The sequence below is a fragment of the Embleya sp. NPDC005971 genome, assembly GCF_040629175.1.
GTDB lineage: Bacteria > Actinomycetota > Actinomycetes > Streptomycetales > Streptomycetaceae > Embleya.
The window spans coordinates 1-12,976 of the sequence record NZ_JBEXUX010000014.1; the positions used below are offsets into that span (position 1 = coordinate 1).

The 12,976-nt window shown below is 72.7% G+C and carries 11 protein-coding genes; 4 read left to right on the top strand and 7 right to left on the bottom strand.

What is annotated here, in order from left to right:
* Positions 1-139: 139 nt before the first annotated feature.
* Complete coding sequence (locus ABZ374_RS14760) at positions 140-2,434, bottom strand: MMPL family transporter (RefSeq protein ID WP_360310760.1); 2,295 nt, start codon at positions 2,432-2,434, stop codon at positions 140-142.
* 347 nt (positions 2,435-2,781) lie between these two features.
* On the opposite strand from ABZ374_RS14760, the gene ABZ374_RS14765 reads away from it, so the two are divergent.
* Both ABZ374_RS14765 and ABZ374_RS14770 read left to right on the top strand, forming a co-directional pair.
* Complete coding sequence (locus ABZ374_RS14765) at positions 2,782-3,405, top strand: TetR/AcrR family transcriptional regulator (RefSeq protein WP_360310762.1); 624 nt, start codon at positions 2,782-2,784, stop codon at positions 3,403-3,405.
* A gap of 112 nt (positions 3,406-3,517) precedes the next feature.
* Complete coding sequence (locus ABZ374_RS14770) at positions 3,518-4,339, top strand: dienelactone hydrolase family protein (protein WP_360310764.1); 822 nt, start codon at positions 3,518-3,520, stop codon at positions 4,337-4,339.
* Between the two features lie 57 nt (positions 4,340-4,396).
* Here ABZ374_RS14770 and ABZ374_RS14775 read toward each other — a convergent pair whose 3' ends face one another.
* The 4 genes from ABZ374_RS14775 to ABZ374_RS14790 all read right to left on the bottom strand — a co-directional run bounded on the left by ABZ374_RS14775 (position 4,397) and on the right by ABZ374_RS14790 (position 6,817).
* Positions 4,397-4,798, bottom strand: a complete 402-nt coding sequence (locus tag ABZ374_RS14775; protein ID WP_360310766.1) for a VOC family protein — start codon at positions 4,796-4,798, stop codon at positions 4,397-4,399.
* Between the two features lie 60 nt (positions 4,799-4,858).
* Positions 4,859-5,641 carry an aminoglycoside adenylyltransferase family protein gene (locus tag ABZ374_RS14780; protein ID WP_360310768.1) on the bottom strand — a complete coding sequence of 261 codons (783 nt, stop codon included), beginning with the start codon at positions 5,639-5,641 and terminating at the stop codon, positions 4,859-4,861.
* A 9-nt stretch (positions 5,642-5,650) separates the two neighbouring features.
* Positions 5,651-6,070 (bottom strand): SgcJ/EcaC family oxidoreductase, encoded by a 420-nt coding sequence (locus ABZ374_RS14785; protein ID WP_360310770.1) that lies wholly within the window; start codon positions 6,068-6,070, stop codon positions 5,651-5,653.
* Between the two features lie 201 nt (positions 6,071-6,271).
* Positions 6,272-6,817, bottom strand: a complete 546-nt coding sequence (locus ABZ374_RS14790; RefSeq protein WP_360310772.1) for a YceI family protein — start codon at positions 6,815-6,817, stop codon at positions 6,272-6,274.
* A gap of 130 nt (positions 6,818-6,947) precedes the next feature.
* Here ABZ374_RS14790 and ABZ374_RS14795 point away from each other — a divergent pair, with 130 nt between their 5' ends.
* Positions 6,948-7,508: a MarR family transcriptional regulator gene (locus ABZ374_RS14795; RefSeq protein ID WP_360310774.1), complete on the top strand. Its 561-nt coding sequence runs from the start codon at positions 6,948-6,950 to the stop codon at positions 7,506-7,508.
* Positions 7,509-7,581: 73 nt separating this feature from the next.
* Here ABZ374_RS14795 and ABZ374_RS14800 read toward each other — a convergent pair whose 3' ends face one another.
* Complete coding sequence (locus tag ABZ374_RS14800) at positions 7,582-8,370, bottom strand: putative protein N(5)-glutamine methyltransferase (protein WP_360310776.1); 789 nt, start codon at positions 8,368-8,370, stop codon at positions 7,582-7,584.
* A gap of 178 nt (positions 8,371-8,548) precedes the next feature.
* Positions 8,549-9,811, bottom strand: coding sequence for an MFS transporter (locus ABZ374_RS14805; RefSeq protein ID WP_360310778.1), 1,263 nt, complete (start codon positions 9,809-9,811; stop codon positions 8,549-8,551).
* 207 nt (positions 9,812-10,018) lie between these two features.
* Between ABZ374_RS14805 and ABZ374_RS14810 the strand changes: the two genes are divergently transcribed.
* Complete coding sequence (locus tag ABZ374_RS14810) at positions 10,019-12,943, top strand: AAA family ATPase (protein WP_360310780.1); 2,925 nt, start codon at positions 10,019-10,021, stop codon at positions 12,941-12,943.
* Positions 12,944-12,976: the final 33 nt, after the last annotated feature.

The window sequence follows — 12,976 nt, forward strand, 5'->3', positions numbered from 1 at the left end:
GCTCTCCACATGGAAGCGCCCGACTCCCGCGCGCAGCGCGGCGATCAGCTCGTCCACCGTCTTGCAGGCATCGAATGCCATCCACCCGGCGAGCCGGGCTTTCGCCCGGGGCACACCCCGTCTCGGTCGTGCGTTGCGATCAGACGCGAACCGCGTCCCGATCCGGGTCGACGTCGCGCCCACCGCGGTCCGTCGGGTCGAACGGGTTCGCCTGCGCCTTCGCGGCGGCGGCGTCGTCGCCCAGGTACTTGCGCAGCCCCTCGCCCTCGACGTCCACGTTCGGGATGAGCTTGTTCAGCCACGCCGGCAGCCACCACGCGGACTTGCCGAGCAGCGCCAGTACGGCCGGCACGATCGTCATCCGGACCACGAACGCGTCGAACAGGACGGCGGAGGCGAGACCGAAGCCGATCATCTTGACCATCGAATCGGGCGCCCCGATGAAGCCGGCGAACACCCCGATCATGATCAACGCGGCGGCCGTGACCACCCGCGCACCGTGCTTGAACCCGCTGACCACGGCCTGCCTCGGGCTCTCGCCGTGCACGTACGCCTCGCGCATCCCGGTGACCAGGAAGACCTCGTAGTCCATCGCGAGTCCGAACACGATGCCCACCAGGAAGATCGGCATCATGCTCATGATCGGCCCGGTCTGGTCCACCCCGATCAGGCTGCCGAACCAGCCCCACTGGAACACCGCGACCACCGCGCCGAGCGAGGCGACCACCGAGAGCAGGAAGCCGCCGGCCGCCTTGAGCGGCACCAGGACCGACCGGAACACCGCCATCAGCAGCAGGATCGCGAGGCCGACGACCAGCGCCAGGTACGGCAGCAGCGCGTCGTTCAGACGCTGCGAGAAGTCGATGTTCAGCGCCGGACCGCCGCCGACCAGCGTCTCGGCACCGGTGCGGGCCTTGGTCTGGTCCGCCGTGGCGCGGATCGCGTGCACCAGGTCCTTGGTGGCGTTGCTGCTCGGCTTCGAACTCGGCGTGATCTCGATGATCGCCGTGTTCTCCGCCTTGTTGAAGGTGGCGGGAGCGATCGAGGCGATGCCCTTGACCTTGCCCAGCGCGTTGGTGACCTCGGCCGCCGCGGCCCTGCCGTTGTTGTTCTTCGCGGCGTCCACCACGACCAGGAGCGGCCCGTTGAAGCCGGGGCCGAAGCTCTCGGTCAGCAGGTCGTAGCCACGACGCTGGGTGGTGTCGGTCGACTTCACGCTGTCGTCCGGCAGGCCCAGCTCCATGCTCGCGGCGGGCAGCGCCAGCGCGCCCAGACCCAGTACCGCGACCACCAGCACCTTGACCGGACGGCGCAGCACGAACCGCGCCCACCGGGTGCCCATGTTCGGCTTCTCCGAGCCCCGTCGGTGGCCGGTGCCGCCGGCGGCGATCTCGGCGTCGCGCTGGGCGAAGCGCTTGCGGTCCTTGCGGCCGAATATGCGCTTGCCCGCGAAGCCCAGGATGGCCGGCACGAAGGTCAGTGCGACCAGTACCGCGACCGCGACGGTGCCGGCCGCGGCCAGGCCCATCTCGGTCAACATCGGGATGTTGACCACGGCCAGACCGGCCAGCGCGACCACCACGGTGAGGCCGGCGAAGACCACCGCCGAACCTGCGGTGCCCACCGCCCGGCCGGCGGCGTCCTCGGGTTCGCGGCCCAGGGTCAACTCGCTGCGATAGCGCGAGACCACGAACAGCGCGTAGTCGATGCCGACCGCCAGGCCGAGCATCATCGCCAGGGTCGAGGTGGTGGGGGAGAGGTCGAACACACCCGCGAGGGCGGTGATGCTGCCGACGCCGACCGCGACCCCCAGCAGCGCGGTGAGCAGCGGCAGACCCGCCGCGATCATCGCGCCGAAGGTGATCGCCAGGACCACGGCCGCGATCAGGACGCCGACGATCTCGCCGTTGCCCGGGCCGGAATCGTCCTGGAGCGCGTCGCCGCCGACCTCGACGGTCAGGCCGGCCGCGCGTCCCTGCTGGGCCGCGTGCGTGAGCGTGTCGCGGGTCTTGTCGTGCAGCGTGTCGGCCGGGTCCTGGTAGGCCACGGCCGCATACGCGGTGGTGTGGTCCTTGCTGACCGTGCCCGCCTCGAACGGGTCGGCGGCACTGGCCACCTGGTCGGTGCCCTTGAGCGCGCCGACCACCTGTAGGACGGCCGCCTTGTTCTTGGCGGAGTCGATCTGCTGGCCGGCGGGCGCGCGGAAGACGATCCGCGCGCTGGCACCGCCGGCGGCGGCCTCGGGCGTGCGGGCCTCCAGCAGGTCGACGGCCTTCTGCGCCTCGATGCCGGGAACCGAGAAGGGTTTGGCAGCCGGGGAGGACGCCGTCGAGGCGCCGAATCCGACCAGGGCGAGGATCGCCACCCAGAGCAGGACGACCAGGCGTCGCCGCCGGAAGGCGGCCCGACCGAGTCGGTACAGGAATGTGGCCATGAAGGAGTCTCCAGGCTCGTGCGAGTCGGGACGTGAGGGCAGGACGTGCGGGATCGCCCCGGGGCGACACGTGTCGCCGGCACCGGGTGGGATCCGAAATGGGTGGGGGCGGTCGGGTATGGGCAGGCGCAAGCAGAGGTATGGCAGTTGTGAGCTGGTCACATGCCCGAACGGCCGAGCTGTTCTACTAGCCGGACAGTAGAAATTATGCCGGGCCGCAAGCCCCACGTATGTCCTTCCGAAGGTGTGGACACACGTACTACGTAGGGCGTACTTTCTACTGGCCGTACAGTAGATATAGGCGTCGGACGGCACACGCAGCGCCTGCAGTGGGGAAGGAGTCGCACGTGACCGGCCAACGAGGCGACACCCGGCGCAGGGTCCGCGAGACCGCGTCGACCCTGTTCGCAGAGAAGACCTACGGCGCCACCACGCTCCAGGACATCGCCGACACGATGGGCGTGACCAAGGCGGCCCTGTACTACTACTTCCGGACCAAGGAAGAGATCCTCGCCGACCTGGTCGAGCCGGCCATCGTCGAGCTGGAGGCGATCCTGGACCGGGCCGAGGGCCAGTCCTTCTCGCCTGCGGCCACCCGCGAGTTGTTGCTCGCGATGGGCGAGTTGTACGCGGCCGATCGCCGCCGGCTGATCATCCTCATGTTCGACCGGACCTTCAAGACCCAGCCGGTGCTGGGCGAGCGGGTGATGGTGTGTCGACAGCGCACCCAGCAGGCGCTGGCCCGTGGGAGCGCGCACGACTCGGCCGGCGATGTGCGCGCGATCGCGGCGTTGGCGGCGCTGACCGTTCCGCTGGCGGCGCTGGAGGGGTACGAGGACCTGCGGCCGTTGGTCGCCCCGTCGGTGGCGGCGGCCTGCGCGGTGCTCGGCATCCGAGCACCGCGCGCGAACGCGTCCGCTGCGGGGGCGGCGGCGAAGACGGCGCCCGAGACCGCGTCCACGGCGGGTTGAGCCGGGGCGTCGATCGCCGACCCGCCGGCTCCACCGACGCCGACACCACGCGTGGGTGGCGTGACGGGAAAGCCTCTGCCGCGGCACGCCGGCATCGCCTACGGTCGTCGCCATGGGCGAAACCGTTGATCTGTCGGCGATGTTGCTTCGTGACGAGACCGGCCGGGGACTCACCGGCTATCTCGCCCGCCCGAAGGGCAAGGGCCCGTGGCCGGGTGTGGTCGTCCTGTACGAGGGCACGGGCCCGGACGCGGTCAACCGCCGGCACGCGGACCGGATGGCCGAGACCGGCTACCTGGCGCTGATGCCGGACCTCTATCACGGTCGCAGCCCGAACCGATGCCTGATCTCGATGATGCGCGCGGTATCGACCGGGCGCGGTCGGCCGTACGCCGACATCGAGGCGGCCCGGCAGTGGTTGTCGGCCGCGACGGAGTGCACCGGCCGGATCGGGGTGATCGGCTTCTGCATGGGCGGCGGCTTCGCGCTGGTGCTCGCCGGGCAGGGCACCTATGACGTGGCGGCGGCCAACTACGCCCAGTTGCCCCGCGATCCGGACGTCGCGCTGCGCGGCGCGTGCCCGATCGTCGCCTCGTACGGCGGCCGGGACAAGGCCTTCGGCGGCGCCGCCGTCAAGCTGGAGGCGGCGCTGCGTCGCGCCGGCGTCGAGCACGACGTCGAGCTGTATCCGGACGCGGGCCACTCGTTCCTCAACGAGGCCGACAACGCGGCGCCGCTGCTGCGCCCGGTGCTGCGCCGCATCCTGGGCATCGGCCCCGAACCGGTCGCCGCCGCCGACGCGTGGCAACGCATCGAGACCTTCTTCGCCCGCCACCTGGCTCCCGACGCACCCACCGGGCCCGGGACGGAGCCGGCGGCCGACCACGCAGCCGAGCCGGCGGCCGAGCAGGCGACGGACACACCGACCGACTGACCACACCGGCCCCGGACCGCGCCCGCACCCCAGCCGCGCCCGCGCTACTCCCGGGGGCTACGCGAGGTACATCTCCAACTGGATGTCGTTCGGGTCGCGGAAGGCGATCAGGGTGAAGCCGGTCGAGGGGGTGACCCGGATTCCCGAGTGGGTGACGCCGGCCTCGGTCAGCCGGGCCTCCCACGCCTCCAGCTCGGCGCGGGTGTCCACCGTGAAGGCCAGGTGGTCGAGGCCGGTCGTGCGTTCGTTGAACGCCGCGCCGGCGTCGGCGTGCCGGTGCCGGGTGAGCGCGACCACCACACCGCCGGGGTGGCGCATGATCCGCCGGTCGAAGTCGTCCGTGTCCCACGGGAACACCGGTACGAAATCCAGGACTTCGGAGTACCACCGGATCGACGCGTCCAGGTCGCGGACGTTCAGCGCGACGTGATGGACCCCGGAGAAGCTCGCCTTCGACACGTGTTCCGCCCTTCGTGGCCGACCGTACCCGCTCACCCGTTCGAGCGGGATCGCCCGAGCCTACTGCCCGAGGTCATGGCCCTCGCGCGCGGCCGACCGCGCGATCGCCGTCGCGGCGTACGCGGTGTGCGCCCGTACCTGCGGCAACCACTCCTGCCAGTCCTCGTCCTCGGCGCCGAGATAGCCGGCCCGCGCGCGAGCGAGCACGGGCCGATGCTCGACCGGCAGCCGTGCGAGCACCCAATCGGCCGCGGCGTCCTTGGAGTGGATCGTCCCGGTCTCCAGCGTCGTCCGGATCCGTGCCAGGGTGAGCAGCACGTTGCGGGTGTCGGTCTCCGCCTCGGCGAGCAACTCCGGTACGCCGGCCACGATCGCGCGCCGCAGGTCCGCGTGCGGGACCGGGTCGAGCACCTCGTCCGGCGGCGGTCCCACCAGAGCGGCCCGGCCGAGCAACACCATCGTGAGCAGCGGTGCCAGGTCCGGGCTCGGCTCCGGTGCCGGCGTCGTGCCGCGCTCGTACTCGGTGCGCAGCCATTCGCCGTATTGGAACTCGCAGCGCGGCGGATAGCGCCACGGCCGGACCTCGGATTGCACGACCACGGTCAACTCCACGGGCCGGGCGGGGCCGCCGAGGGCCCGCTCGCCGGAGATCGCGAGCAGGCCCTCGACCAGTGCCCGTCGCCGCACGGCCGTGGTGGCCCGGCGGACGACGACCAGCACGTCCACGTCACTGCGTGGCCGCAGTCCACCGAGCACCGCGGAGCCGTGCAGGTAGGCGCCGACGATCTGCTCCGCGCCGAGCGTGTCGCGGACCAGTCGAACGATGTCCTCGGTGGATGCCATCGGGGTTCCTCAGCTCAGGATCGGCGTCGTCTGGGCCGACGCGATGCGCCAGCCGTCGTCCTCCTTGACCATGACATAGGTGAGTTGCCCGGAGGACGCGGGCAGGGCGGGGGTCGCCGAATCCTCGCGGTCGACATCCTCGCGCCGGTCGAAGACCCGCTTGAGGCACGCCACGATCGCCACGTCCGGGCGCACGAAGTGCACGTCCTGGATCTCGGCGGTGGTGGCCACATCGGCCAGCGGCGAGGCCATCGCCCCGCGCATCGCCTCGGTCAGCGTGTCCCGGCCCGAGACCCGCCGGCCGCCGAAGTTGACGATGTTCACGTGTGCGGTGTGCAGCGGGATGAACGTGTCGACGTCGTTCTGGAGCCGCACGGCATCCGCGACGAGTAGTTGGATGGCGGCGAGGTCGGCCGATTCGGTGCTCATTGGAACTCTCCCGTTGCCAGAGGTTGTTGCCGAGGACCGAGCGCCCCCTGGAGAGGAGTATGGAACTTCAAGGAAACTTGAGGTCAACCGGTCTCGCGCGGCACTCCGAAGCGTGTGGGCGGACCCCGACAACGCAACGGTCCGCCGACGTCCGACCGGAGTCGGGGCGTCGGCGGACCGGAGCCGGGGCGCACGCGGGGGTCACGCCTGCTTGGCCTCGATCTCCAGGACGATGGTGATCTTGTCGCCGACCGCCGCGCCGGCCGGGCCGCCGGTGACGCCGAAGTCGCCGCGGCTGATCTCGGTGGTGGCGGTGAAGCCCGCGACCGGGCTGCCGTCGAAGCCGGTGCCGAAGCCGTTGAGTTCGAGTTCGAGGGTGACCTGCTTGGTCACGCCGCGCAGCGTGAGGTCGCCGTCGACCAGGTAGACCACCGAGGACTCGGCGCGGATGCCGGTGGATACGAAGGTGAGCTGCGGGAACGTGTCCGTGTCGAGGAAGTCCTCGTTGCGGATGTGGTCGTCGCGCATCTTGTTGTTGCTGTTGACCGAGGCGGTCTCGATGGTGGCGGTGACCGAGGACTCGAGCGGGTTCTCGGCGGTGACGATCGAGCCGGCGAAGTCGTCGAAGCGACCGCGGACCTTGGCCACGCCCAGGTGACGAACGGAGAACGAGACGTCCGAGTGGACCTGGTCGATGGTCCAGGCGCCTGCGACGTAGCCGGGGATGGTCTCGACGGAGGTGGTCATGGGGAGCTCCTTGGGTGGGTGCGCAGTGGTGTGCGGCGGTATGCCGTGCGGTGGGGTGCCCGGTGGTTGTTGAACGCTCAGAAACATAGCACCTACAAGTTGATCCTTCAACAACCCTTATGCTGGCGTCATGAACGACGACGCTCCGCTGACCGCCTCCGAGCAAGAGATCTGGCGGTCGTACTTCACCGGGACCAGGGAACTCGCGGCCCATCTGGACCGGCGGATGCGCCGCGAGACGGGCATGCCGATGACGTACTTCGAGATCCTGGGCCTGCTCGCCGAGTCGCCGGATCGGCGGATGCGGATGAGCGACCTGGCCGCCGCGTCGTTGTCCTCGACCAGCCGGGTCTCCCACGCGGTGACCGCGCTGGAGAAGTCCGGCTGGGTCTCCCGTCGCCCGGTCGAGGGGGACCGCCGGGGCTGGGTCGCGCATCTGACCGACGAGGGCCTGGCCGCGCTGGGGGCGGCCGAGCCGACCCACGCGGCCACGGTGCGGCAGTACCTGTTCCGGGTGCTGACCCCGGCCCAGGTGGCCGCGCTGGCCGAGATCGGGCGCGCGATCCAGGACGGCCTGGGCGTGGTCTGCGCGAGCGCGCGGGCGGCTGCGGCGGGGGAGCACGCGGACGCCGACGCGGAGGTCGAGGAGATCGACACCGGCATGGACTGCCCGCTCGACGACCCGGAGTGAACCGGCGACGTCGACGGCGGACGGTGCGGCCGGGAGCGGGGAGAGCTACGCCCCCGGTTCCCGGCCGCGCGGACTAGGCGATGGGCCGGGTGCCGATCACCACGGTGGCGTACCACTCCTCGGACTCGACGACCTGCGGAAGCAGACCCGCGTCGCGAAAGACCGCCATCGCCTGCGGTGCCTGGCGCTCGCTCGTCTCGACCAGCAGTCGGCCGCCGGGGGCGAGCCAGTGCGGCGCCGCCGCGGTGACCCGGCGCTGGATGTCCAACCCGTCGGCGCCGCCGTCGAGGGCCACCCGGGGTTCGTGGATCCGGGCCTCCGAGGGCAGCAGTTGCAGCTCCTCGGTCGGCACGTAGGGCGTGTTGGCGACCAGTACGTCGATCCGCCCGCGCAACGATGCGGGCAGCGGTGCGAAGAGGTCGCCCTCGAAGACCCGGTCGGCGGCGATGTTGCGCCGCGCGCAGCGCACCGCCGCCGGGTCGATGTCGGCGGCGTACAACTCGACCCGGTCCACCTCGGCGACCAGGGCCGCGCCCAGCGCGCCCGAGCCGCAGCACAGGTCGACCACGACGGCTCCGGGACGCGCCGCCGCGACGGCCTGCCCGACCAGGAACTCCGTGCGCCGCCGCGGGACGAACACCCCGGGGTCGACGGCGATCCGCAGACCGCGGAACTCGGCCCAACCGAGCACGTGTTCCAGGGGCAGACCGGCGACGCGGCGATCCACCATGACGGTGAGTTCGGCCGGGTCGGTCGCGCCGGCGACGAGCAGTTCGGCCTCGTCCTCGGCGAACACACAACCGGCGGTACGAAGCCTGGCGACGATCGCGGAGGTGCGGCCGGGCAATGCGGGAATCGACATGAGAGCCTTTCGGATGCCGAAGGGTGCTCTCGCGGACTCACCTATGCCAAGTGGACCGCACGGTCGTGGAAGGAGAGCACCCGACCTGAAACAGCGGTAATCGGTGCCACCTCCTCGAATTCGAACCCGGTCCGCCCAGGGTTGGGCGCGGCGGCAACACTACCCGACACCGGCGGCGTTACGCGCCGGTGTCCCCCGACTCGCGCCCCTGTCCCACACCGCACGCCGGGGGACACGGCGCGGGCGACGGTCGCGGGGCGTCGGCGGGACCGCGCCGGTCCACCGCGACCAGGACCAGACCGGCCAGGACGAGGGCGGCGGTGCCCAGGAAGCCCACCGGGTAGCCCGCCGCGCCGATCAGCACGCCGAAGCCGACCGCGCCGATCCCCATGCCCGCGTCGAACGCGAGGTTCCACAGCGCGCTGACCCGGCCGAACTCGCGTTCCGGGACGCGCGCGAACATCAGCGACTGGGTCACGTTCTGCGCCACGCCGAAACCCGACCCGAACACCGCCGCGCCGACCAGGACGGCGACCGGTGCGCCCGGACGGGCCAACAACGCGGTGCCCAGCGCGGTGGCCGCGATCGAGGGCGCGAACAGCCGCGCGTGCCCGTGCCGATCGCCGAACCACCCGGCCCACCAGCGCGCCATCGGGGTGGCCCCGGACTGCACCAACAGCGCCGCCGTGATCAACGGCAACTCCCGTGACGAGGCCGCCAACGGCAGGAAGGTCACGATCACCCCCGCCGCGAACGTGCACGCCGCGAAGGTGATCGCCGGCCGGGCCAAGCCGCCGATCCGCAGGCCGCCCAACACCCCGCCCCGCGCCGTCGAGACCGCCGGCCGATGCGTCGGCAACGCGAGGGCACTGCCCACCGCAGCCAGTGACAACACCGTCGCCAACGCGAACACCCAGGTGTAGCCCAAGTGTTCGCTCAGCCACAGCCCCGCCGGCAGACCCAGGATCGCGGGCACGCCGACCGCCGCGCCATACAGCCCCAGGCCCTCGCCCCGTCGTTCCGGCGGCACCAACTCCGCCGCCAACGCGGTACCCACCACCATCAGGATGCCGAGCCCACCACCACGCAACACACAGACCCCGACCACCAGGGGCAACGACGCGGACACCGCCAGGGCCATCGTCGGCAACCCCAGCAACAACAGCCCGAGCACGAACACCGTGCGATACCCGAACCGGGCCAGCAGCGCCGGCACCGCGAGTTCGGCCGCCACGGTGGACGCCATCAGCGCGCCGGTGACCAGACCGGCCGCCCCGGCCGAACCGGGCGAGCCCTGTGCCACGTACAACGGGACCACCGACAACAACAGGTAGAAACTCGCCATCGCACCGCACGCGGTGACGATGGTCGCCACCATCGAGCGCCCGAGAATCCCCCGCGCCACCCCACCGTCGACCGACACCCGCGACCCCGCATCCATGCAAACCCCTCCCGGAATCGACCCGTTCGAACACCGCCCACCCTCGCCTGCCGGCGGCCCGCCGCACATCGGGCAAACTCCCCGATCAGCCCCGGCCGACCTCCCCATATCGCCGCCCGACCACCCCGTCCCCGCCCCGAGTCGACGCGTGCGCTTCGTGGTGCGTCCGCCCCCGGGCCGCCCACGCGGGGCTGCCATGCTTGCCCCGTGGACACGGACGAGGGGTGTGCGGCGGCGCTGGTCGGGCGCGAGCGGGAGTCGGCCGTGCTGGCGCGGGCCTGGCTGCGGGTGGGCGCGGAAGGCGCCGGGATGCTGCTCGTGCGCGGGGACGCGGGGCTGGGCAAGTCGCGGCTGGTCGCGGAGTTCGCCGCCGGCCTCGGGTCGTCCCGGGCCCGGGTGTTGCGCGGCGGCTGCCTCGACATGGGGCCGGACAACCTGCCCTTCGGCCCCTTCGTGACCGTGCTGCGCAGGTTGACCCGTGATCTCGGCACGTCGGCCGCCGCCGCGCTGCTCCCGTCCGGCGGCCGACGCGGACTGGCCCGGTTGTTGCCCGAGTTGGGCGAGCCGACCCCCGAGGTCGACCCCGATCTCGGTCGGGCCCGGCTTTTCGAGGAGGTGCTGATCCTGCTCGAACGCGCCGCCGAGGGGCGGCCGTTGCTGCTCGTTCTGGAAGACCTGCACTGGGCCGATCGGTCCACCTGTGAGCTGCTCGCGTTCCTGGCCCGCAATCTCGACCAGCCCGGCGTACTCCTCCTGGGCACCCACCGTCCGCTCGCCCCGCACGCCGACGCGCCGTTCGCCGCGCTCCCCGCGCTGCTCGCCCGCCTCGCCAACACCGAGACCCTCGACCTGGCCCCGCTCGCCCGTGCCGACGTGGCCCGCCAACTCGCCGACCTGATCGGCCGGGTGCCCGACCCCCGGCATCTGGAACGGGTGTTCCGCCGCAGCGAGGGCAACCCGCTGTTCGTCGAGGCCCTCGCCGGTACCGACGCGCAAACCCCGGCCCCGCTAAAGGAGTTGCTGCTGGCGGAGGTGCGCTCGATCCCGGACCCGGGTCGGCGGGTGTTGCGTGCCGCCGCCGTCGCCGGCAGCGCGCTCGGTCACGCGCTCCTGCGCACGGTCACCGAGTTCGACGAGGTCGCGCTGGAGGACGCGCTGCGCCCGGTGATCGACGCGCGCCTGCTGATCGCCACCGGCGACGGATACGCCTTCCGGCACACGCTGATTCGCGACGCGGTGTACGGCGACCTGCTGCCCGGGGAGCGCATCCGGCTGCACACACGGTGCGCGCGGGTACTGGCCGCCGAACCGGCGTTGGCCCCCGAGGGCCGCGCCGCCGCCGAACTCGCCGCGCACCGGTACGCGGCCGGCGACCGGGCCCGGGCCTTCGCGCCCGCCTGGCACGCGGCGGTCGCCGCCGGCACGGCCTACGCCTACGCGGAGCGGCTGGCCATGTCGGAACGTGTCCTGGACCTGTGGGACGCGGTGCCGGATCCGGCCGGCGAACTGGGCACGGACCGGATCGGGGTGCTCGAACTCGCCGCCGACGCGGCCGTGCACGGCGGCGCGGCCGATCGGGCCGAGCAGCTCCTGACCGCCGCCCTGCGCGACTTGGACCCCGCGCGGGAGCCCGAACGAACCGCGCGGGCCCTGGCGAGCCGAGCCGCCGCCCGCGCGCGCACCGGCCGGGACGCACTGCCCGACCTGGAACGCGCGCTACGCCTGACATCCGGCGACCGGCCCGGCCCGATCCGAGGTCGGCTGCTCGCGTCCCTCGCCGACACCCTCGCGGCCCGGGGCCGGGACGAGGTCGCGCGCGAGCACGCCCGAGACGCGTTGCGGGTCGGCGAGGCGCTCGCCGACGGCTCGGTGCGGGCCCGCGCGTTGACCACGTCGGCGATGCTGACCGCGCGAACGGGCCAGGTGGCGGCGGCGGTCGAGCTGTACGAGCAGGCCGCGCGGATCGCCCGCGCCGAGGGGTGCGACGACGATCTGCTCGCCGCGCTCGCCGGGCAGGCCGACGCGCTCCAGGCCGCGGGGGAACATCGGGCCGCCGCCGAGGTGGCCCGCCGCGGCATGGCCACCGCGCGCACCCTGGGCCTGGCCCGCTCGCGCGGCACGCTGCTGGCCGCGAACCTGGCCGAACCGCTGGTCGCGCTCGGCCACTGGAGCGAGGCGGTGGAGATCCTGACCGACGCCATCGCGCTGGATCCGCCGCCGGTGTATCGGGCCTGGTTGTGCGTCGTGCGGGCCGAACCGGCGGCGGCCGGCGGCGCCCACGACGTCGCGGCGGACGCGCTGCGTGAGGCCCGGGACGCACTGGGGTCGCCGCATACGCAGGAGACCTGCCTGGAACCGGACGTACTGGCCTGCCGACTCGGGTACGCGCGCGGCGACCTGGCCGAGGCCCACCGGGTACTCGACCACGTGTTGACCGAGCACGACCTCACCCGCAGCCGGCGCTACGGGTGGCCGCTGCTCGTGGTGGCGTGGCGCGTGCAACGACTTCGCCGCGCGCAGGCCGTCCGCGATCCGGCCGGGCGCGCCGCGATCGACGCGCGACTGGCCGAACTGCTCGCGCTCGGCCGCGAACTGCCGACGTCGGGCCGGGTCCAGTACGCGCACCGCCGCACCTTCGAGGCCGAGGCCGGCCTCGGCTCGTGGGCCGACGCGGTCGCGGCCTGGCGGGCGATCGAGCAGCCGTACGCGCTCGCCGACGCGCTCCTGGGCAGCGCGGCGGATGCCCTGACGACCGGCGACCGGGAGTCGGCCACCGCGTACGCCCGCGAGGGCCACCGGCTGGCCGACCGACTCGGCGCCCACCCGCTGCGCGTGCAGTTCGAGCAACTGGCCCGACGCGGCCGGTTGAACCTGACCCCGGAGCCGGGCCCCGCCGCACCCGAATCGGTCGACGCGCGCGGCCGACTCGGCCTGACCGCGCGCGAGTTCGAGGTGTTGGCGCTGGTCGCCCAGGGCCTGGGCAATCGCCCGATCGCCGAACGGCTCTTCATCGCGACGAAGACCGCCGGCGCCCACGTCTCCAACATCCTGGCCAAACTCGACGTCGGCTCCCGCACCGAGGCCGCCGCCTTGGCCCACCGCCTCGACCTCTTCCCGTCCCGGCCCGGCTGACCCGGGCCGATCGCCCACCCACCCATCCGACGG